Source organism: Vagococcus carniphilus (assembly GCF_014397115.1).
GTDB classification, from domain to species: domain Bacteria; phylum Bacillota; class Bacilli; order Lactobacillales; family Vagococcaceae; genus Vagococcus; species Vagococcus carniphilus.
Genome location: NZ_CP060720.1, coordinates 954745 through 978387 on the forward strand (window position 1 = coordinate 954745; position 23643 = coordinate 978387).

Consider the following 23643-nt stretch of genomic DNA (forward strand, 5'->3'; position numbering starts at 1 on the left):
ATGAGTAAAGCCCCAATCGCTATGATTATCCTTGATGGATATGGCAAACGTGACGAAGTAACAGGTAATGCTGTTCTTCAAGCAAACACACCAAATTTTGACCGTTATTGGAATGAATTTCCACATAACCAATTAAAAGCTTCAGGTCTTGATGTAGGTCTTCCTGAAGGGCAAATGGGTAACTCTGAAGTGGGTCACACTAACATTGGTGCAGGACGCATTGTGTATCAAAGTTTAACGCGTATTGATAAAGCTATTCAAGATGGAGAATTTCAAACAAATGCTCCATTAAACAATGCGATTCAACATGCATTAGACAATGATTCAGATTTACATTTATTTGGATTATTATCTGATGGTGGCGTGCATAGTCATCAAAACCATCTATATGCTTTGTTAGAAATGGCAAAAGCTAAGGGTGTTAAAAATACTTACGTTCATACCTTTTTAGACGGACGTGACGTAGCACCAACATCTGGTAAAGGTTACATGGAAGAATTAGTAGCTTTTATGGATAAATTAGGTTACGGAGAAGTTGCAACTGTCTCAGGACGTTTTTATGCAATGGACCGTGACAAACGTTGGGAACGTGTTGAAAAAGCCTACGCTGCTTTAACAGAAGGCAAAGGAAATACATCATCTAATCCAGTAGAAGCCATTGAAGCTTCTTATGCAGAAGGTGTTAACGATGAGTTCGTTGTTCCTGTTGTAATTGAAAAAGATGGCAAACCAGTAGGAACCGTTAAAGATAATGACGCTGTTATCTTCTTTAACTTCCGTCCTGACCGTGCGATTCAATTATCAAATGCATTCACTGATGTTGAGTGGGAAAACTTTGAACGTAAAGTTCATCCAGAAAACGTTAAGTTTGTAACGATGACTTTATACAATCCAAGTATTGTAGCAGAAGTTGCTTACCCACCAATTGAAATGAAAAATGTAATTGGTGAAGTTCTTTCAAATAAAGGGTTGAAACAATTACGTATTGCTGAAACTGAAAAATACCCACACGTTACTTTCTTTATGAATGGTGGACGTAATGAGGAATTTGAAGGTGAAAGCAGAATCTTAATCAACTCACCAAAAGTTGAAACATATGATTTACAACCTGAGATGAGTGCTTACGAAGTGACTGAAGCTTTAGTAGCAGACATCGAAGCAGACAAACACGATGCAATTCTTTTAAACTTTGCTAACCCAGACATGGTAGGTCATTCTGGTATTTTAGAAGCAGCAATTAAAGCAATTGAAGCCGTAGATGAATGTTTAGGTAAAGTAGTAGATGCTATTCATGCTAAAGGTGGACATGCAATCATTTTTGCCGATCACGGTAACTCTGAAACAATGACAACACCTGAAGGTAACCCACATACAGCTCATACAACTGTTCCAGTTCCAGTTATTGTAACTAAAGCAGGAGCTGAGTTAAGAGATGGTGGACGTTTAGCAGATATTGCACCAACGATGTTAGATTTATTAAATGTAGAAAAACCAGCTGAAATGACTGGTGAATCTTTAATTAAATAGTCGTTTTTCCATTGCAAGTCATTGGAAAAATAGTTAAAATGATAGTATGGGATAAAATATCCCTTAGCTAATAAACAATAATCCTAAAGGAGAGAAAAAAACAATGTCAATTATTACTGATGTTTACGCTCGCGAAGTCTTAGACTCACGTGGAAACCCAACAATCGAGGTAGAAGTTTATACTGAAAGTGGTGCTTTTGGTCGCGGGATGGTTCCTTCAGGAGCTTCAACTGGTGAATACGAAGCAGTTGAATTACGTGATGGCGACAAAGCTCGTTATTTAGGTAAAGGTGTTTTAACAGCTGTTGATAACGTAAATAACATTATTGCTGAAGAAATCATCGGATTTGATGTTCGTGATCAAATGGCAATCGACAAAAAAATGATCGAATTAGACGGTACTCCAAACAAAGGTAAATTAGGAGCTAACGCTATTTTAGGTGTTTCTATCGCTGCTGCTCGTGCTGCTGCTGATTATTTAGAAGTTCCTTTATACCATTACTTAGGTGGATTTAACACTAAAGTATTACCAACTCCAATGATGAACATCATCAATGGTGGATCTCATGCTGATAACAGCGTTGACTTCCAAGAATTTATGATTATGCCTGTAGGAGCTCCTACATTTAAAGAAGCTATCCGTATGGGTGCTGAAGTATTCCATAACTTAGCTAAAGTATTAAAAGCTAAAGGCTTAAATACTGCTGTTGGTGACGAAGGTGGATTCGCTCCTGACTTAGGATCTAACGAAGAAGCTTTAGAAGTTATCATCGAAGCTATCGAAGCTGCTGGATACGTTCCAGGAAAAGACATCCGTTTAGCTATGGACGTTGCTTCATCAGAATTCTACAACAAAGAAACTGGTATGTACGACTTAACTTCAGAAGGACGTTCTTTAACTTCTCAAGAAATGGTTGCTTTATACGAAGAATTATGTGCTAAATACCCAATCATCTCAATCGAAGATGGATTAGATGAAAACGACTGGGAAGGATTCAAACACTTAACAGAAAAATTAGGTAAAAAAGTACAATTAGTTGGTGACGATTTATTCGTAACTAACACTGAAAAATTAGCTCGTGGTATCGAAGAAGGTATCGCTAACTCAATCTTAATCAAAGTTAACCAAATCGGTACTTTAACTGAAACTTTCGAAGCTATTGAAATGGCTAAAGAAGCTGGCTACACTGCAGTTGTTTCTCACCGTTCTGGTGAAACTGAAGATGCAACAATCGCTGATATCGCTGTTGCAACTAACGCTGGTCAAATCAAAACTGGTTCTGCTAGCCGTACTGACCGTATTGCTAAATACAACCAATTATTACGTATTGAAGACCAATTAGGTGAAGTTGCTGAATACAAAGGTGTTCAAGCATTCTACAACTTAAAAAACAAATAATTAAAGTTTAAATAAAGCTTATTCTAATAGGAATTAAAACTGTTCGGACGTAAAGACTCTTCTTTTGAAGGGTCTTTTTTATTTTTTTGAGCTTGAGTTGTAGCTATACCAATTTTTTAGTACTATGATTTTTTACGTATAACTAGTAGAAACAGCACGAAGTTAGCAATACTAGACACTACATTTCTTTTATTAATTTTAATAGAAAGGTGGTGTTTTTTGTGTTACTTGAAAAAATTTGTCGAAGAAAACCATAAGCTCATATGATTATCAAATATCAATATTCATAAACTATATGGAATTAGAATTTAATGAAACTAATATTACAAAAATAAAAAAGGTTCAAATTAAGACATATGCATTAGACTTACAAGAAACAAAGAAGTCGACTTACATTAATCAATTGCTTAAGACAGTGAAGCTATTTTACAAGTATATGGTAGTAGAAGAATATATTGATAAAAATATTGTTGAAGGAATTTCATATCTGAAAACAGAAAAAACGTTGTTGAATACATTTAATGACCAAGAAGTTTTTAGAATGATTAATTACTATTTTTGAAGACTGATATACTAAGTCTTTTTTTTTTTATTATTTTTGAGTACACCTAAACTATAGAATGAGTGGTTATTGATATATTATGATTTCAAGGTGTTCAATATACGTGTTCGTTATATATAAATTACAATAGGAGGATTACCATGACAAGAATTGGTTATGCGAGAGTCTCATCTAAAGTTCAAAATTTAGAAAGACAATTTGAGTTATTAGAGAGAGAAAAAGTTAAAAAGATTTTTTCAGATAAATTAAGTGGTAAAGATAATAATCGTCCACAATTAAAAGAGATGCTTAACTATATTAGAGAAGATGATATAATAGTTGTATCGGAATTAGACAGATAGGACGAAATAATAAAGAAATTACTAGTATCATGAATTAGATACAAGACAAAGGAGCTACACTTGAAATTTTTAATTTGCCATCCCAGAGTGGTTTACAAGACGATAACTTGAGAAGGTTATTAAACAATCTAATTATTGAATTGTTTAAGTATACGGCTGAAAATGAGCGTAAACATATACGTGAAAGGCGAAGACAGGGGATTGAGTTAGCAAAAGAAAAAGAAAGGCCGTCCTTTGGCTTATAGTGCTGATTCAACGGATAAACAGAAACGTGTAACGTATGAAAAGATTGTTGAGATGTTGGAGAAAGATGTTCCTATAACTCAAATTTCAAAAGAGCTAGATGTAGCTAGGAATACTATTTATAGGATTAGAAATAAAGATTAAATAAAAAGGAGATGGAGAGCTTGACGTATTGTGTATATAAAATTAATGTCCAACCTGATGTTCTTCAATTTTATAAAGAGGATGGAAGTTTAGATTATTTAAAATTTGAAGTAATACCTAATTCGTTTGAGGCTATTTTACAAGTAACAAACATCAAAGGATTTTATCAATTAATATTTGAAAAAAATAATAAGCAAGTAGATTTTTATAAAGAGTTTAATGAATTAGAAAAAAGCACAGATAAATTAATCAAAATGTACAATGAAATCGTAAAAATTTATGAAGAGAGAGAAGAAATATTTTATTCAAAAAAATTTTTAACTTTAAATGAAAAATGTGGAGCAAAAAGACGATATTTAGAAACTATATTTCCTGGTATAAAAAAAGCATATGAGTTGATAGATGACGAGCAAGTTGAGAAAAAATTCATGTTAGTTACTAATAATCAAGTAGGAACAAGTATTACTCATATTCGTAAATTTTATAAACTAAAAATGTTTATGGAGTATGAAGAAGCTTCAAATGCTTTAGAGCCACTAGGGTTAGAGTCTTACTATAATCCTAAAACTGAGCACTTACTTATAAAAACAGAAAGAGAGGACTTGGCTAGTAATTATGTAATTGCTCTAAATAGAGTACTAAATGAAAGTAATGAATTTACTGATAGAGTGGGAAAAATAAATATAAATCCAGTATATGATTCTATCCGATTTGAAGGAGATTTTACAGAAATAAGTTATACTATTGTTTATCCAAATGGAAATCCACCACAAGATAGAGATAATATATTACGTGATTCTCAAGCTAAAGAACAAGAAGTAGTGCTGATTGGAACTGATGGACAACCATTAAAAAAGGAACCAATAAAGAAAATTCTAGAAAAAGAAGCTAAGAAAGGCTATTTAAAGTCATTTAGTACAAAAGGAAGTAAAATATTTTCTGTTCTAAAAAAAATAAAATATTTAGATTTAGATTCGTCTAAGTAAAAATAGGAGGTTAAGAAATGGACAAAAATTTTTATTCTAATCCTATAAAACTAATTTGGATGGCACGTTCTAATCTACTACCTCCATATTTAATTGTTATATGGTTTCTAATAGTAATTTCACTTTTAACTGGAAATATATTCTTTGATGTGGTTAGTTTTGAAAAGTTTGATATTTCTAACTATTTTAGTGCTTCTACAACTGGTTTGACATTTACGTTAGCCATTTTTACAGCTGAGAGAAATGTATTTAAGATAGATGAATTAAAAATTTTAGCTGAGCATCAAGGGGAAAATGACAAGTATCAAGGTAAAGCGTTATTAGAATTACTTGGTCCTTTTGTTTTTACATCTTTAATCTTTTTAATCTGTGGAGTTATTGCTCTTATTGCTCCTTACATAGATATTAAAATATCGAAGTTTTTAACAAACATATTATGTCAAGCATATTTAGATTTATTGATATTAGGATTATTTAGCCTGTTTAATTTAGTTGTAACGATGCTCAATGATGTTTATCATGCTGTTAAAAGAGAAAAGAAAAAGTAACTAATTATAGAAGAATATAATAATTAATTCTTTACAATGTAATAGTTATTTTCAAAAGGAGAGTCTAAAAATGAAAAATAATAATGGAACCCAGAGTACAATGTTGGTCATTGGTGGCATATTTATTTGTTATTCTATTGTTGGATATTTTTTTAAAGGAACTCCTGTTGCAGATAGATTAAAAGTAGCCTCATCTGCTTTTTCAATACTATTTAGTTTTTCTAAGATTCTTAGAGTGTCAAGTCTTGCTTCTGATAAGAGAAAAAGAGCAGTGAAAAAGTTTTCTAAATTACTATTCTATACTGCACTTGTAGTAGGTTCTTTGATTATGTTTGATATACAATTTATAAATGATTTTATTCACCCATTATATAGTTATTTAAATAGTGGTTACGCAATGTTTCTAAGTTTTGGTATAACAATTATTAGTATGACTTTTCAAGAAATAAATGAAAGTTTTGAACAACAAATAAAGGAGTTAAGAAAATGATACCTAAAATATTTGAAAATTATAAATTAGAAATTAAAATGAAGCAAGATGAAGGAAATATTGCACTATCCTCATGGGAAGTAACAGACTACATGGATATTTTAACTAAGTCTTATTATAAAAATGAATTAATAAATACATTAAAACTTTACGATTTTCCAAAGAATTTTGACATTATTATTTTTGATGATTCGTTTAGTTTGAAAAACAAATATACTGATTTAAATACAATAGATATCAACTCATATGAAGGAGCTAAGAGATTTTTTCATTTAGGAGCATTTACATCGTTAACACCTAACATTCGTACATTTAGAATTAACATGCTTTTTGAAATGTTTTTAAAAGTTAATGAAATATTAGTTAAAGAAAATTTTAAACGAATGGACAAAAATAAATTGTCTAAATTAATTGCAAACTGTTTAAGTGATGGTGTTACCAATAATGATATTTCGGAGTTAGTTTATTCTGAGTTAACGAGAACATTAAAATTAAGTAAACTATCTGATAAGGCTGATGCAAGTATGAAGCAAAAAGACTCTGAATCCAGAAAGAAAGTTATCACAAATACAAAAAATAATTTAGGTATTATATTATTAAAGTATCAGAATTTTGAGAAAAATGAATCGAATTTTGAAAATGTACTTAAATTAATGAAGGAGAATAGTATATTTAGACAAAATGATATTTCTAACTCTGTAAGAAGTTATTATAAAAGGTTTAATGAGCTATTTAATAGATTACAAAGGCCAATTATTGGTGTTTTAGATTATGATAAAAATGAAATTGATATAATTTGTTCTGATTTTATCGATAAGGATAAGTATACTCTGGAAAACCCTAATTTCTTTGATATTAAGGAAATAACAAGGAATAGCCCTTTATCATTAACTTTCTTCCTAGGTTTAGGAGCATGTACTATTTTTTGGCAAATTTTAAACATTAAAAATGATACTAAATTATTAGAGGAGTATTCTGATAATGTAAATAAAAAATCTGAAGAAAAGATAACATACATAAAAAATGAATTTGATTCTCTTTCAAATCAAACTGGTAAAGCTCTAGTTGAGCAAACAAAAAGATATGATTTTCTGAATGAAAAATCAGATATAACAATAATAAAAATAGAGAATAAAGCTCAATAAAATTCTGATTTTATCAATTGATATGGTAAGTTTTGCTAGGTATATTTTTAATAAAGAAGAGGTATCCAATGACAAATAAATTTAATTTTTATTATGATGAATCTGAACACAGTCGTAAAATTAATAATCAAACAATTCAACAAGAGAATTACTATGATAATTTTATTACTTCAATAGTGGGATGGAAAAATGAGAAGAACAAAGAACTTGAGGAAAAATATATTGATTTTGAAAATAAATATGATGAAAGAAAATCTAAAGGAGAGTTAAAGAGTACAACTATAAAACCAAAACAACTAAAGTATGGTTTCTCTTCTTTAAGTAAAGATAATGTAGAATTTATTAATGATTTTTTTGATTTGTTTAATGAAGAAGTTTATGTTTATTTTTCAGTTACTAGTAAAATAGAATACATAATTTTACAGTTGTTTAGAAATTACGAAAATAGTATGTTTATCAATACTGATTCAATGAAATATTCTATTGTTAAAGCAATAGTACTATATAGACCTAAAGAGATAATTAATGGTATGTACGAAAGTACATCTGAATTAGTTGAACTTTTAAAAATCTTCTTTGAAGAAAGAATTGAAGAGAATAAACAGAATCATAAGTTAAAAAAAATGGAGACACAAGCTTTTAAGGAATATCTTCTTCTTCTAGAAAGTATTTCAGAGGATTTTAAAATTGATTGGGAGTACAGAATTGCTTTTGATGGCTTTTCTCATTACTTAAAAGAATTAAAAATTGAAGAGTACAGTCTATTATTGGATATGGAAGGTGTTGGAACTACATCTGTTGCAGCTCACCAAGTAGGTTTAACTAATGTTTTAGAGATAGACTCTAAGGAATCAGTAGGAGTCAGATGGGCTGATATGCTTGCTGGTTTAATTTCAAAGTTTTTAAAATCATTCCATCAAGACTTGAGATATAGTTCAATTTCGGATGGAATAAATAAAAAAATACTTAGTATAAATTGGTTTAAAATGACTGAACAACAATTATTATTATATAAAAAATTTCATTACATAATATCTTGCTTAAATAATAATTGGTATAAATCGTTTTCTGGATTATATGCGGATGATTTGTTGACATTTGTTAGCTTTCTAGAATTTGTGTCAGAATATGAATCAATTGAAGAAATCCAAAAAGATATTGAAATGATACCTGAATATTTTAATACTAAAGTATGCAAGCGGTTGGAAGAATATTTTAATTCAATGCAATCAAGTTCTCATTTTAAATTACCAATAACTTTAGTGTCAAAAAGTGATTCAAGAAAAGAATACATTGTCGGTAAACATGGACAAAAAATTTACTATGATGAATCTAAACAACCGTTATTAAATATTTCAAAAAAACCTCGAAAATATTGTGTACTCTCAGCTGGAGTTACGAAAAAGTCAACACCTATTGTCACAATTAAAGAACATAATGAAGTTTTTTGTTATAAATTACCAAGTGAGTATAGTGAATGGGTACTGGACTTAATTAGTCTTTCAGGAGCTGGGATAAATGTTTTTCCAACAATGGTAGAGTTTGGTTTAGAAAAAGAAAATTATTATGCAGAAATAGACTAAATTGACTTTCATTTTTGGTAATCTAAAGTAAGATATTGCTAACTACAAAATGCATCCAAGTTAGTAGTACATAACAATCTATTTTTAAGAATGTTGATATACAAAGCTTTATGTGGTATGATTTTCTTCAAATAAAAGAAAAGTTCGTCTGACCGTATTGCTAAATACAACCAATTATTATATATTGAAGACTAATTAGGTGAAATAGCTGAATACAAAGGTTTAGCTTCAATCTACAACTTAAACGACAAATAATTTTAGTTTAAATAAAAATTATTCTAATAGGAATTAAAGGAATTAAAACGGTTCGGACGTAACACCCTCTAGCTTGTGCTAGGGGTGTTTTTTATTAATTAATTATTTAATCAATATAATGATTAATTGTGTCGATATTCTAAAAAAATATTGGTAGAAATATTACTTGTGCATAGATATGATCTAATTTTTTTTATAATCAGATACAACTCTCTCTCTTGTAAAGGAGCGACATCTATTGGTAAAATTAAGCATGAAAAATATTACTATAAATAGATATCGTCAATTAGATTTAAAATAATCATTTTTAGTTTACTGAAAGGAGAATTAGATGAAAACTGTTATAATTGGTGCTTCTTTTGCGGGAGTCCATTGTGCTTTACGAGCAAAACAGCTTCGACCATATGAGGAAGTTGTAATAATAGAAAAAGAAGAAACGTTAGGATATATACCAAGTGGCTTAATATTATTGTTAAATCAACATATTAAAAGGTTGGATGAAGCGACATTTATATCGAAAGATGCCTTAGAAAAAAAAGGAATTCATTTGATATTAGGTACAAGTGCGACTAAATTTAATTTTTCAGAGCAATACATTGAAACGACTAAGGATAGAGTTTATTACGATAAGTTAGTTTTAGCTATGGGCTCTTCTCAGATATCTCAAAAGTTAGTAAGTAATCATCCCGGATTTTTAACTTATAAAAAGAAAAAGGATTCGGAACTAGCCTTAGAAAAGATAGAATTAAGTAAAGAAATAGCTGTAATTGGTGCAGGACAAACAGGAATGGAGCTGGCTAGTGCTCTTGTGAATAAAGGTAAAGAAGTGACTTTAATTGAAAGTATGAGCTATCCTTTATACAAATCATTTGATGAAGATGTAATTGGTCCATTAATAAGTGAAATGAGTCAAGAAAGTAAACTTACTACTTATTTTTCGCAAACAGTCAAAGAAATAAAAGGAGATAATTTAGAGAGTGAATTAACAATTGTGACCCAACAAAATACTATTTCTTGTGAAGCAGCTTTTTTATCTACGAATGTGAGACCAGACTTGTCACTATTTGAGGAACAATTAGACTACCATACGGACCAAACTTTAAAAATAGATGCTTATTTTGAAACATCTCAACCCAATGTTTTTGCGATAGGAGATTTAGTGCAAGTTCCTTCCATGTTATTAAATCAATCTATGTACTCGCCATTAATTAATAATGCTATTAGGTCAGGTCAAATATGTGCTGAAAATCTAGAGGAAAAAAAAGTAGCTTATCAAGGATCAATTCGTGTTATAGGAACCTATGTTTTTGGTCAGTATTTAGCAAGTTGTGGTTTAACCGAAGCAGATTTTTTCCTCTACGAAGAGCCTATCGAGACATTAATACTCGATATACCATTATCTACCATTGAACAGGATAAAAAAATAAAAATTAAGTTCACGTATAATAAAAACACAAAGATTTTATTAGGTGTTCAAATGATTTCAAGAGAAAATATACTAGAGAAAATTAATCGTTATACATTAGCGATTGAGTCTAAAATGACTATAGATGAATTAGCTAAAAAAGATCATTTTTATCATCCGTTGTATGCTAACCCTGTTTCAGATATTATTTAATTAAGTCAAAGAGGTTGAACTAAGATGAATTATGAAAGTTTACTAGACAAGAAAGAAGCAACGCAACTTAAATTATTAAAAGAGTTAATCCTTTCTAGTAGAGAAGGAAATATTTCTTTACTGGCTAAAAAGCTCAAAGTTTCTAAGTCATCTCTAGAAAGCTATATTGAAGATTTGCATGAGGTTCTTGAAACTTATCAGGGGAAAATATTATTAGTCGAAGAAGGATCTAATTTACAATTGAATATGGCAAATACTTTCTCATTGGTTCAAATGGAAACAGATTTTTATCTTAATAGTACAAAATACCAAATACTTAGTTATTTATTTCAACATCGAGAGTTTTCTACAGTATTTTTATCACAGGAGTTATCAATCAGTGAATCAACTTTATTTAGGAAAATTAAAGAACTAAATACAGCTTTGAAAGAATTTAATATCAGTATTTGGCAAGGAAAACTGGTAGGTGAGGAAGCTCAAATTAGGTATTTTTATTTTCAATTCTATTGGTATCTGACTGAATCTAAAAAAGAAACGCTAAATTCAAGTGAGCAAATGTATTTAAAGATGATTGAAAAAGCATTAGATCTTGAGTTATCTTTTAAAAGTAAAAAGAAAGTTAGTTTATGGCTTAATATTACTAAAAAGAGAGTAGCTATCAGCAATCAAGATTATCATCAATTAGCTGAAAAGTGCCGTCCTTATGAAAAAGACGAATTGTATTTGAAAGTTAGAGAGCTTACATTAAGAATGATTGGTAACTACGCAATTGAAATTGAAGAAGAAGAAGCTATGTTGCAATTTGTCTTTCTAATATCGATGGGAATTCTATCTGAATCAGATTTTGATGAGTATTCATTAGTTAGATCTCGTTTTACGCCAACAGCGCTATTAGATACGGTTATTTTAGAAACGTTATTGATGTATTATAGACCGTTAGTTATGCCAAGAACATTGGAAAAACATCTGTATTTTCTGTTAGCACAGATTCATCCAAGGTTATATTTTTTTAAAGGTGACATTGAAGTACACAATGAGGAGCAAATATGGTCGATTGAAGCGAGTTTATCTGGGCACTCTATTAGAGTTATTACAAGTCATTTATTGGATATTGCACAAAAGCAGTTAGGTTTAGCGGAAGACGAAAACAACAGTTTATTATATATAACCGAAATAAAATATTTAAGTGTAGTGGTCATCTTAGATAATGTTATGAATCGAGATGTAACTGTTGGTATTTCACTTGAAATGGATGGTTTGTTTAAAGAAGCAGTAACGAACATGTTTATGATTCAATTAAATAGTATTAATGGGGTTATTTGTGAGCCGTATCAAACAAAGAAAACCTATGATTTAATTATAACGAACAATCAAGAGGCTAAATGGCAAACAGATTATTATGTCATATCAGAAGTAGGTACTGAATATGATTTGAAAAAAATTAAAGAGACCATTAGAAACACTTACACGCAAAAAAATAGTTCAAAATTAAATGATAGCTTATTATAATTTTTCTAACTTCCATCAGATTATCTAATGGAAGTTTTTTATTTTAAAAAATTTGGAAAAGTCATTTAAATAAAGGATTCTGCTACCTTTTTTAGGGAAACAGTCATTTTTTATTTATTACGAGTAAAAAGATGACCGTTTGAACAATCATAAAAACGCTATCATACGTTTATAGAAAAGAAAGCGTTATCTTTTTACTGATGAAGGAGGAACAAACATGACAGAACAACAATATATTATGGCTATTGATCAAGGAACAACTAGTTCTCGAGCAATTATTTTTGATAAGGAAGGAAATAATATAGGAAGTTCACAAAAAGAATTTACTCAGATTTTTCCAGAATCTGGTTGGGTTGAGCACAATGCAAATGAAATTTGGAACTCTGTACAATCTGTTATCGCTGGTGCATTAATTGAATCAGGTGTTAGACCAGATAAAATTAAAGGAATTGGTATTACGAATCAACGTGAAACAACAGTTATCTGGGATCGTAAAACTGGAAAACCTATTTATAATGCGGTTGTTTGGCAGTCAAGACAATCTTCACCTATTGCGGATAGGTTAAAAGAAGAGGGCCATGCTGATATGATTCATAAAAAAACTGGGTTAGTAGTGGATGCTTACTTCTCAGCAACAAAAGTTCGCTGGATTTTAGATCATGTAGAGGGAGCTCAAGAAAGAGCTGAAAGAGGAGAACTTGCTTTTGGGACAATTGACACATGGTTATTATGGAAATTAACAGATGGTAATGTCCATGTAACAGATTATTCAAATGCAGCAAGAACAATGATGTATAACATTATGGATTTAAAATGGGATGATGACATTTTAGAATTATTAAATATTCCTAAATCATTATTACCAGAAGTAAAAAGTAACTCAGAAGTCTATGGCTATACTCAAAGCTATCATTTCTACGGCAGTGAAGTGCCAATTTCTGGTATGGCAGGAGATCAACAAGCGGCATTGTTTGGTCAGTTAGCTTTTGAGCCAGGTATGATTAAAAATACTTACGGTACAGGTGCATTTATTGTAATGAATACTGGTGAAAAGCCTCAAATTTCTAAAAATAACTTATTAACAACGATTGGCTATGGAATTAATGGAAAAGTGTATTATGCACTAGAAGGTAGTGTGTTTGTTGCAGGATCTGCGATTCAATGGTTGCGAGATGGTTTACGTATGATTGAAACAGCGCCTGAATCTGAAGAGATAGCTAATGCGTCAACAGGAGATAACAGTGTTTATGTAGTACCAGCTTTCACTGGACTTGGAGCACCGTACTGGGATTCAGACGCGCGTGGTGCAATCTTTGGGTTAACACGTGCCACAACAAAAGAAGATTTTGTAAAAGCAACCTTACAAGCAGTTGCATACCAATCAAAAGATGTGATTGATGCGATGAAGGAAGATTCAGGTATTGACATTCCAGTCCTTAAAGTCGATGGAGGAGCAGCTAAAAATGATACATTAATGCAGTTCCAAGCTGACATTTTAGATATTGATGTGACACGTGCCCCTAACTTAGAAACAACGGCCTTAGGAGCAGCTTACTTAGCTGGATTAGCAGTTGGTTTCTGGGAAAATTTAGATGAGTTAAAAGAATTCCAAGGAGAAGGAATTACCTTTAAACCAAATATGGCATCAGAAGAAAGAGCTGATTTATATGAAGGTTGGAAAGAAGCTGTAGCCGCAACGCAAACATTCAAACGTATTGGGAAAAATAATTAATAGAGAAAAGAAAGGTGATTAAGATGAGTTTTTCCATTAAAGATCGTCAAAAATCAATTGAAGAAGTAAAAAAACAAGAAATGGATGTTTTGATAATTGGTGGTGGTATTACGGGGGCTGGAGTTGCTGTTCAAACAGCAGCTTCTGGTATGACGACCGCTTTAATTGAAATGCAGGATTTTTCAGAAGGTACCTCTTCTCGTTCGACTAAGCTTGTACATGGTGGAATCAGATATTTGAAGAATTTTGATGTAGAAGTTGTTTCAGATACAGTTAAAGAACGGGCAACTGTTCAAAAAATTGCTCCCCATATCCCTAAACCAGATCCTATGCTCTTACCTATTTATGATGAACCAGGTTCAACTTTTTCAATGTTTTCTGTGAAAGTGGCGATGGATTTATATGATCAACTAGCAGGTGTAACTAATACTTCTTTTGCTAATAAAGTATTAAGTAAAGAAGAAGTCATTGAACGAGTGCCTAAAATTAACACAGATAAACTTTTAGGCGGTGGCTTATATTTAGATTTTAGAAATAACGATGCTCGATTAGTGATTGAAAATGTTAAACAAGCGGCTGCAGACGGTGCTAATGCTTTAAGTAAAACAAAAGTAATTGGATTTACTTACCATGATAATGGTCAACTATCAGGTGTTAAAGTAGAAGACCAATTAACAAAAGAAATTTACGATATACATGCCAAGGTTGTTATTAATACAACAGGACCTTGGGTAGATACGATTAGAGAACTAGGTAAAGAAGAAGGATTTAAACCTATGATGCGTCCTACAAAAGGCGTTCATTTAATTGTTGATCAGTCAGTATTGAGTGTTTCTCAGCCTACTTATTTTGATACAGGTAGACATGACGGTCGTATGGTATTTGTTATCCCAAGAGAAAATAAAACTTATTTTGGAACAACAGATACAGATTACACTGGAGACCTAACACATCCAAGAGTAACTAATGAAGATGTAGATTACTTGTTAGAAATAATTAATCACCAATTTCCAAATGCTAATGTTAGTATTGACGATATTGAAGGAAGTTGGGCTGGTTTAAGACCGCTGATTTCTGAGAATGGTGGATCTGATTATAATGGAGGAAATAGCGGTGTCATGTCTGAAGCTAGCTTTAATCAAATTATTGACACTGTCTCTGGTTATTTGAATCAAGAAAAAACAAAAGAAGATGTTGAAAAATCTCTTAAATTGGCAGAATCAAGTTTAAGTGAAAAAGGTAATTCTGCTATATCAAGAGGAAGTAGCTTAGAAGTTGATAATAAAGGATTAGTGACATTAGCAGGTGGAAAAATAACCGATTACCGATTAATGGCTGAAGGCGCAGTAGCATTAATTTCTAAGATATTGAAAGAAAAATATGACAAGCATTTTGATTTAGTAGATTCAAGTAATTACCCTGTTTCAGGTGGACACTTTGATCACACAAAAGTGGATGAAAAAATATCAGAGTTAACAGAACTAGGCCAAGAAAAAGGATTATCTAAAGAAGAAGCAGAATTCTTAGCTAATTTATATGGATCAAATACTGAATCAGTTTTAACGTATCTAAATGAAGACATACCTGGCTTATCACAATCAGAAGCTGCTAGCTTAATGTATGCTTTAAATAACGAAATGACTTTAACACCAGTAGATTATTTACTGCGAAGAACTAATTATTTATTATTTATTAGTGACCAATTAGATAGAATAAAAGAACCAATTATTAAAAAAATGGCTGAATACTATGGTTGGAACAATGAACAAACAACTAGTTATCGTTTAGAGTTAGAAAATGCGATCAATGAATCACAACTAATGAATTTGAAAAAGGAGAACTAATATGATGAGTGGAGATAATTTACAAATATTTAGTGAATTTTTAGGTACGTTGATTTTAGTTTTGCTAGGTAATGGTGTAGTAGCTGCAGTTTCTTTGGAAAAAAGTAAAGCTCAAGGAGCAGGCTGGATAGTTATTACTTTAGGTTGGGGAGCGGCCGTAACCATTGCTGTATATGCATCAAGTTTTATGGGACCGGCTCATTTAAATCCAGCAGTTACACTAGGTATGGCTGTTGCGGGAAATATAGGCTGGAATCTAGTAACACCGTTTATTATTGCTCAGATAGTCGGAGGTATTGTTGGAGCAGCGCTAGTTTGGGTCACTTACATGCCACATTGGGAAGCTACAAAGGATGAGGCTGCTATTTTGGGATCTTTTGCAACTGGACCAGCTATTAGAAAACCATTTTCAAATATGATTACTGAGCTGATAGGTACGTTTGTTTTAGTCTTTGCTTTATTAGCATTCGGTCGTACAACTTTTGCAGATGGAATGAATCCATTGATTGTTGGTGTATTAATTCTTTCTCTAGGATTATCATTAGGAGGACCAACAGGTTATGCGATTAACCCAGCTCGTGATTTGGGACCTCGTATTGCACACCAAATATTACCAATTGCTAACAAAGGTGATTCAGATTGGGGTTATGCTTGGGTACCAATCGTTGGACCAATGTTAGGTGGTTTATTAGCAGCACTTGCTTGGGGAATGATCCCTTAAGAGTTTTGAAGTAGTAAAGCAGATAGAAAACTATCTGCTTTTTTTGTGTGTAATTGTAAAAGTTTCAATTATTATACGAAACAGTGAAATAAAAATTATATGACAAAATTGTCATTAAACTATTAATAAAGCAACATAAATAAATATTTATTTATTTTTTTAATGTGATATGCTTAACAAGAGAGGGATAAATCTAAAAAAAGGTAGATGAAATGAATGAGTGTTTCTTTGGTTATTACATTGATTTTAGTTATTGGCGTTATCTTTGTTAATGGATGGACGGATGCTCCTAATGCGATTGCAACAGCTATTTCAACGAGAGTTTTACGCCCTAATGTGGCAATTGGGATGGCGGTTATTTGTAACTTTCTAGGCGCGTTAATTATGACAATGTTTAATGCTCAAGTAGCAGAAACGATTAGTAAGATGGTTCGTTTTGAAGGTAGTGGAAACGCAGCACAAGTAGCTCTTGCAGCATCTCTTTTTTCAATTGTTGTTTGGGCAGTTGCTGCTTGGTGGTTTGGTATTCCAACGAGTGAGAGTCATGCTTTAATCGCAGGCCTAACTGGATCAGCTATGGCTTTGGGTGGCTTAGGTGCGGTTAATATGAATGAGTGGATGAAGGTTATAATTGGACTCTTTGTTTCGACTTTCTTTGGTTTTTTTGGTGGTTATTTTGTAACGAAGATAGTTGAAACCGTATTCTTTCATATGGAAAGACGAAAAACCAATAAAATATTTACCATCGGTCAAGCAGGTGGTGCTGCTGCGATGTCCTTTTTACATGGTGTTCAAGATGGACAAAAATTTATGGGCGTTTTTATGTTAGGTCTTTTCTACAATGGGTTGGCTGAAAAAACACCTTCTGGAGGTTTTATTATCCCTATTTGGGTTATGGTTATTTGTTCAGTTGTGATGGGTGTAGGAACTTCAGTTGGTGGTATGCGAATTATTAAATCTGTGGGCATGGATATGGTTAAATTAGAAAAATATCAAGGTTTTTCAGCAGATTTAAGTGCAGCTATTTGTTTGTTTGGAGCTTCTATCTTCGGGATTCCAGTTTCAACAACACATACGAAAACAACTGCCATCATGGGTGTTGGAGCAGCTAAACGGATATCTAGTGTGGACTGGCAGTTAGTTAAAGAGATGGTAATGGCTTGGGTATTAACATTTCCAGGATGTGGGTTGATTGCTTATATCATGGCGAAATTTTTTGTTGCAATATTTTAGGAGGAATGAAGAATGGCTAGAAAAAAAGGATTCGATTATTTTGATGCAATGTATCAACTATCTATGAAAACAAAAGAGGCTTCTCTTGTATTAGATGATATTATTACACATTATTCCAGTGACTACTTGATAGAAAAAGCTGAAAGTATTCATCAATTAGAAAGAGAAGGTGATGAAATCGTTTCAAGTATTATGTATGAACTCAATCATTCATTTGTGACACCAATTGATAGAGAAGATATCATAGCAATCACTAAATTTATTGACAATGTATTAGATAATATAAATGCACTACCTTATTCTTTTGATAATTTAGGCATTCAAAAAATGCGTGAAAAAGCAATTGAAATGTCTGCACTGATTGTTGAGATTGTCGAAGCTATGACTGTTGTAACAAAAGAATTTTCAAAATTTAAGAGTACTAAAACAATCGGTCAAATGATTCAAAAAGTGACGGAACTAGAAGGAAAAGCAGATATTATTCATAGTGCTCAAATTAAGGAACTTTTTACCTCGGAAGAGAATGTTTTAGAAGTTGTAAGATGGAAAGAAGTGTTTGATCGTTTAGAAAAAATAGTGAATGGAACAGAACAAGCAGTATTAATTATGGAAGCAATGGTGATTAAAAATACATAGATTATTTTAATAAAAATAGATAAAACAAGAGCTTGTTCTTAAGAAGTTCTTGTTTTTTTGAGAAGGGAATAAAAAATAGTGAGTAGGTATGAGTTAACTGAATTATTGTCAGCCAAAAAATCATTAGAATCAACATTAAGAAAAATAGAACAAGCTGTTTTATCTTTAGAAGAAAAACAAAAAGGTGGAAAAAATCTTAAATCTCAGATAACTCTGTCCAAAGATAGAATCAAAGCATTAACATTAGCAATCGAATTAATTAATGTAGAAATTAAAAAAGTGAGTTGAAATGTTTGTAGATAAACTAAAAGAATTGACAAAGAAAGAAGCTGAAAGTATCGAATGATGGTGCAGCCACTTATGAATTAAAGTACTCCCTTGATTAAGGAGTGCTTTTTTTAGTTATGTTTAATAGATATCCCAATAATCACTTTATTACATACAAAATCAGTGAGACATTTGAGGTTAAAATAACTTGATGTTACTTTTATATGTTAAAATATATAGTTAGTTAGGGCTTTAATTTTTAAGGAGGAGATTTTATGAAGTTTTGTTGGAATTGTGGTCACGAAAATGAATCTGATTCGTTGTTTTGTGAAGAATGTGGCTCAGATTTACAGGAAGGAATCAGTCCAGGAGAAGAGTTAAAAAAGGATAGTAAAGAAGCTTCCACTGAACCACAAGAAATAAAAGAGTCAAATCAACCAATAGTTAACTCAACTAGTACTCAATCACCTGTACCAAAAGAACCTATGACGAAAAAGAAAAAAATAGGTTTAATAACAGGTGGAGTAGGCATTGTATTACTTGTCGGTCTTTATTCTTACGGCAATTATTATTTTAGTTATGAGCAACAAGTTAATCGAATGACTGAAACAATTAAAACAAAAGATCCAGATAAGTGGGCAGAGTTAATGGTATCCAGTGACCCAAGTTATAAATTAACTTCTGATAATTTGAAGAAGATGACTGATTATTATAAGGATGACCAACAAAAAGAAAAATTCTCCAATCTCGTCGGTAGTATTGGAAAAAGCAGTCAAGAGCCATCAGATTTTAATATTAAACCCAACGGTAAGTCTTTTGTATTTTTCAATAAGTATGCATTAGAGTTAGAGCCTGTTTATTTAACAATTGAGGCGCAACAACCTGGCGTATCAGTTGAAATTGATGGTAAAAAACAAGGTGATGTTAAAGAAAAAGAGTTAAAAGTTGGCCCATTAACACCTGGGAAATATGACATCAAAGGAACATTAAAAAACGTATCGACTGATTCAAAAACTGACTTGGTTCGTTTTCAAAATGATGATTTTGAAACCAATAGTCATATGAAATTGGATTTACATAAAGTTTCTTTTATAGTGAAGTCAAATGTTGAAGACGCTGAAGTTTTAGTGGATAACAAAAAGATAGCTACTATTAAGGATGGTTCAGCTGAAGTTAAAGATGTTGTTTGGCATCAAGGATTAGCCGTTCAAGTGAAGAAAAAATTTGATAAACAAGTCGTTGAATCAGAGATTAGAAAAATTGAATCAGAAGAATTTCTAGCAAGTCAATTTGAAAAAGAGTCTTATGGTTCAGAGGTGATGCTTGAAATTAAGGGGATCAAATCAAAAGACGATGTTCAATCATTTTTATATGGTCTTTATGGTGATGTGTCTTCTTATACAAGTGAATACAGTGATTTAGATGGAATGGCAAAATCTGATTTAGCTAAGTATTTTCAAAATGGAGAAGACAATGCTGACTACCAAGATTTCTTGAAATTCATTACAGATGTTCGCTCAAGTTCTGAAAAATCAAGTGTTCAAGGTGAACCTAAAGTTGAAAAAATGACAATGATTGGTAAAGATAGATATCAGGTACAGTATTTAATTAAATATCGAACTGTTTATAAATCATATAAGATGGATGACGTTGTTCAAGTCTTTAGATATACCAAAGCCACTATGGTTTACAATCAAGAAGAAGAACGTTTTGAAATTGTTGATTTAGGTGGTAAAGAAAACTTTGAAGTAGTAGATAATGGAGGTGTTTCTTAGATAAATGTCCTTTAAAACAAAAAGTTTTATTATAGGAATTCTTTTAATTAGCTTGTTAGGAGGTACCCTTTATGCCTTAAGTAATCAAAAAGAAAAACCGGCTGATTCTAAGAGTTCACAAACTTCATCTGAAACGCGTGTTAAGACAAAAGAGACAACAATACAGACTGAAAGCTCTGAAAGGAGAGTATTAAGTGTGGAAGAACAACTTAAACAGATGATAAAAGAAATGTCTATTGATGAAAAAGTAGGTCAACTTTTTCTTGTTCGTGTTCCTGAATCCAATGCTTTAGAAGACATTAAGAATTTTCAATTAGGTGGTTATCTTCTTTTTGGAAGAGATATGGAGAATCAAACAAAAGAAACATTAACCAAAAAAATAGCTGAGTTTCAAGAAATGAGTCAAACCCCTTTTATGGTAGCTTCAGATGAAGAAGGGGGTACTGTAACAAGGATAAGTAGTAATAAAAAAATTGTTCCAGATAAATTTGAATCCCCTCAATCTCTTTATAAAAAGGGCGGCATGTCTCTTGTCTTAAAGGAGACGAAACGTAAATCAGATATCTTTAAAGAATTGGGTATTCACACGGGATTATACCCGGTTGCAGATGTTTCAACTGATCCAGAGTCTTTTATTTATGACCGGACGATTGGCTTAGACGTTGAAGGAACAAGTAATTATGTAGTTGATGTTGTTAAGGAATTAAAACAGAATGAAATAGGTTCTACTTTGAAACATTTTCCTGGCTATGGAGATAATCGAGATTCTCATACTGAAATTGTGAGAGATACTCGCTCAATAGAGGAAATCGAAAAAACATCATTACCCCCCTTTAAAAAAGGAATTGAAGCTGGTGCTGATAGTATTTTAGTGTCACACAATATTGTAGATGCGATTGATTCAGAAGTTCCAGCATCTATTTCACCTAAAATACATGAGGTGTTGCGTCAAGAGTTGGGATTTGATGGTGTGATTATGACTGATGACATGGATATGGCAGGATTAGCAGATTTTATTAGCCAAGAGCAAGCTGCTCTAGCTGCTTTAAAATCAGGAAATGATTTAATTTTGTCATCTACATACAGTACTCAGATACCAGTCGTTAAAGAAGCAGTCGAAAGTGGCGATTATTCTGAAGAACAATTAGAAGCATCTGTTTTAAGAGTTTTAAAATGGAAGTATGAATTAGGAATTATCAAATTGGAGGAGTAAATAAAATGAAATTTTGTATTAATTGTGGAAAAGAAATTAAAGACAAGGTTAAATTTTGCCCATTCTGTGGAGCAGAACAAAAGGAAGTAACAACTGTAACAGAACAGGTAGTGGAACAAGTTGTTAACGAAGAAGTTAATGATGAGAAAGAACAGCCTGTTGTGGAAACAAAAGTGCCTTCAGAAGAAGTAGCGAAACCAGAACAACCAGTTGAACAACCGTCTCAACCAACTATTAATCAAGAAAATCAGCAGAGCTCTCAACAACAACAACCAAGTAATGAGCAACAGGCGCCGTTGATTAGTATTAATCATGGAGGTGTTAATCAGCTAACGGACAATAGTAAAAATTATTTTTCATTTCTGAATAAAAACATTGCTAAGCCTAATATTGGTGGGCAAAATACAAATGGTTACTTCGGCTTAGTGAGTTATGTCTTGATTTCTTTATTTAGTAGTTTAGCGATTAGCCATTCAATAGGAAAAGCAGTTCGCTTTGGAACGATGGGGTATGCGGATTCTAGTTTTCCTCTATTAATTCAATTGTTCTTACTAATTTTAGTGACTCAGTTGATTAGTGTAACGACTGTGTATGTCTTGTCAGCAAAAATATTCCGTGAAGAGATTAGTTTTTTAGATAGTTTTGATAGAGTGTACGCTCCAATTAGCTTAGCTGTGTATACAAGTTTATTTGCTTTTGTTTTATCTTTTGTCTCAACGATTGGTTTGAGTTTTCTATTCGTTGTCGTATTATTATTCACTTATTTTTTAACAAATGCTTCATTTGTAGCTAATCTTTGGGTGAGTCAAAATCAGACACAACGAAATAAATTCTATTGGACGATTGGTGTTATTATCGTAAGTTTTATTGTTCAAATAATTGTTGGTATTATGCTTGGAGATATTATCGGTACAAGCATTGCTGAAATTATCTCGAATGTAACTGATTCTTTTACACCTAGAATGTTTCTATAATTGAGTAGGTGATTATTTGAAAAAGCAAACTCTTACTTGGCTATTAGTGAGTAGTCTTTTTTTACTAAGTGGTTGTCAGGAAAATCAGAAGTCAACAGTAACGACTACTAATACCTCGACAACTAGTCAAGTGATCGAAACGACAACTCAAACAACAGAAATTAGCCAAGAAAAGAAAATGTCTAAAATAGAAGAATACTTAGATAAATTAAAGAATGAACCAGTTGGTATCTATATTGAAAGTTTGGACTCGAAAGAGCAGTATGGCGTAAATCAAGAAAAAAACTTTTATGGTGCGAGTATTGCGAAACTGCCTATTATTTTTTACACCCAAGAAAAATTAAAAAAAGAAGAGATTTCCCTTGAAATGACTTTTCCTTATATTGATCAGGTTAATGAAGTACCAGGAGCCATGGTTCGAGGTGGGACAGGTGTCATGCAACAAATGGAACTTGAAAATCAAACGTTTTCTGTTGCCCAATTATTAGAGTGGAGTATTCGTCACTCTGATAATTTAGCAAGTAACATGTTGGGATATTATGTCGCTAAACAAAATGGTAATGAGTTTTTAGAGATTATTGCTCCTTTTTATGCCACTAAACAAACGGAGTTTTCAAAAGAGATGACTGCTAAAACAGCCGGAGAGATGATGCTTGCTATTTACCGAAATGAGCTAGGTAAAGAATACTTTTTAGAAACAGATTGGCAAAAAGAAAAAATTGGTAGTTTGGATAAAGATGTTTATCATAAAATTGGAACTAATGACACTTTTAATCATGATGTGGGTGTTGTTGATGATAAGAAACCATATGTTTTATCCATCTTAAGTGATGGTTATTCAAATGAGAAAATTGAAAAAATAGTTAAAAATATTGATGAGTTGATAAACGAGGAGTGA

At 31.7% G+C, this 23643-nt stretch carries 21 protein-coding genes and 1 pseudogene; all 22 read left to right on the forward strand.

All coding sequences use genetic code 11. From position 1 onward, the window contains the following. Entirely contained in the window at positions 1-1527 is a 1527-nt protein-coding gene (gene gpmI / locus H9L18_RS04775; protein ID WP_126795079.1) for a 2,3-bisphosphoglycerate-independent phosphoglycerate mutase, read from the forward strand. Positions 1528-1630: 103 nt separating this feature from the next. Next, complete coding sequence (gene eno, locus H9L18_RS04780; protein WP_126795077.1) at positions 1631-2926, forward strand: phosphopyruvate hydratase; 1296 nt, start codon at positions 1631-1633, stop codon at positions 2924-2926. Between the two features lie 238 nt (positions 2927-3164). Continuing rightward, positions 3165-3488, forward strand: a complete 324-nt coding sequence (locus H9L18_RS04785; RefSeq protein ID WP_126795075.1) for a site-specific integrase — start codon at positions 3165-3167, stop codon at positions 3486-3488. Between the two features lie 140 nt (positions 3489-3628). Beyond that, a pseudogene (locus H9L18_RS04790) lies at positions 3629-4050 on the forward strand (recombinase family protein); the annotation flags it as partial. A gap of 13 nt (positions 4051-4063) precedes the next feature. Then, complete coding sequence (locus H9L18_RS15555; protein ID WP_185847503.1) at positions 4064-4216, forward strand: helix-turn-helix domain-containing protein; 153 nt, start codon at positions 4064-4066, stop codon at positions 4214-4216. A 20-nt stretch (positions 4217-4236) separates the two neighbouring features. Continuing rightward, a complete protein-coding gene (locus H9L18_RS04800) occupies positions 4237-5202 on the forward strand; it encodes a hypothetical protein (RefSeq protein ID WP_126795073.1) in 966 nt (321 codons plus the stop codon). Positions 5203-5219: 17 nt separating this feature from the next. Then, entirely contained in the window at positions 5220-5750 is a 531-nt protein-coding gene (locus H9L18_RS04805; protein WP_126795071.1) for a hypothetical protein, read from the forward strand. Between the two features lie 70 nt (positions 5751-5820). Beyond that, entirely contained in the window at positions 5821-6240 is a 420-nt protein-coding gene (locus H9L18_RS04810) for a hypothetical protein (RefSeq protein ID WP_126795069.1), read from the forward strand. After that, entirely contained in the window at positions 6237-7385 is a 1149-nt protein-coding gene (locus tag H9L18_RS04815; protein WP_187559359.1) for a hypothetical protein, read from the forward strand. The genes H9L18_RS04810 and H9L18_RS04815 overlap by 4 nt, the downstream gene beginning before the upstream one ends. 68 nt (positions 7386-7453) lie before the next feature. Further along, positions 7454-8968: a DUF3800 domain-containing protein gene (locus tag H9L18_RS04820; RefSeq protein WP_126795065.1), complete on the forward strand. Its 1515-nt coding sequence runs from the start codon at positions 7454-7456 to the stop codon at positions 8966-8968. A 586-nt stretch (positions 8969-9554) separates the two neighbouring features. Then, positions 9555-10841 (forward strand): FAD-dependent oxidoreductase, encoded by a 1287-nt coding sequence (locus H9L18_RS04825; RefSeq protein ID WP_126795063.1) that lies wholly within the window; start codon positions 9555-9557, stop codon positions 10839-10841. Between the two features lie 24 nt (positions 10842-10865). Then, positions 10866-12350 (forward strand): AcpB/EbpR/MafR family transcriptional regulator, encoded by a 1485-nt coding sequence (locus H9L18_RS04830; protein ID WP_126795061.1) that lies wholly within the window; start codon positions 10866-10868, stop codon positions 12348-12350. 217 nt (positions 12351-12567) lie between these two features. Then, complete coding sequence (gene glpK, locus H9L18_RS04835; RefSeq protein WP_126795059.1) at positions 12568-14082, forward strand: glycerol kinase GlpK; 1515 nt, start codon at positions 12568-12570, stop codon at positions 14080-14082. 23 nt (positions 14083-14105) lie between these two features. Next, positions 14106-15926, forward strand: coding sequence for a type 1 glycerol-3-phosphate oxidase (glpO, locus tag H9L18_RS04840; RefSeq protein WP_126795057.1), 1821 nt, complete (start codon positions 14106-14108; stop codon positions 15924-15926). A 4-nt stretch (positions 15927-15930) separates the two neighbouring features. After that, positions 15931-16647, forward strand: a complete 717-nt coding sequence (locus tag H9L18_RS04845; protein ID WP_126795055.1) for an MIP/aquaporin family protein — start codon at positions 15931-15933, stop codon at positions 16645-16647. A gap of 216 nt (positions 16648-16863) precedes the next feature. Then, entirely contained in the window at positions 16864-17880 is a 1017-nt protein-coding gene (locus tag H9L18_RS04850; RefSeq protein ID WP_126795053.1) for an inorganic phosphate transporter, read from the forward strand. Positions 17881-17892: 12 nt separating this feature from the next. After that, on the forward strand, positions 17893-18516 hold the full coding sequence (locus tag H9L18_RS04855) for a DUF47 domain-containing protein (protein ID WP_126795051.1): 624 nt from the start codon (positions 17893-17895) through the stop codon (positions 18514-18516). Between the two features lie 78 nt (positions 18517-18594). Continuing rightward, entirely contained in the window at positions 18595-18804 is a 210-nt protein-coding gene (locus H9L18_RS04860; protein WP_126795049.1) for a hypothetical protein, read from the forward strand. A 254-nt stretch (positions 18805-19058) separates the two neighbouring features. Next, positions 19059-20558, forward strand: coding sequence for a zinc ribbon domain-containing protein (locus tag H9L18_RS04865; protein ID WP_126795047.1), 1500 nt, complete (start codon positions 19059-19061; stop codon positions 20556-20558). Between the two features lie 4 nt (positions 20559-20562). Further along, entirely contained in the window at positions 20563-21771 is a 1209-nt protein-coding gene (locus H9L18_RS04870; RefSeq protein WP_126795045.1) for a glycoside hydrolase family 3 N-terminal domain-containing protein, read from the forward strand. 5 nt (positions 21772-21776) lie between these two features. After that, complete coding sequence (locus tag H9L18_RS04875) at positions 21777-22745, forward strand: zinc ribbon domain-containing protein (protein WP_126795043.1); 969 nt, start codon at positions 21777-21779, stop codon at positions 22743-22745. A gap of 16 nt (positions 22746-22761) precedes the next feature. Continuing rightward, positions 22762-23643, forward strand: a complete 882-nt coding sequence (locus tag H9L18_RS04880; protein ID WP_126795041.1) for a serine hydrolase — start codon at positions 22762-22764, stop codon at positions 23641-23643.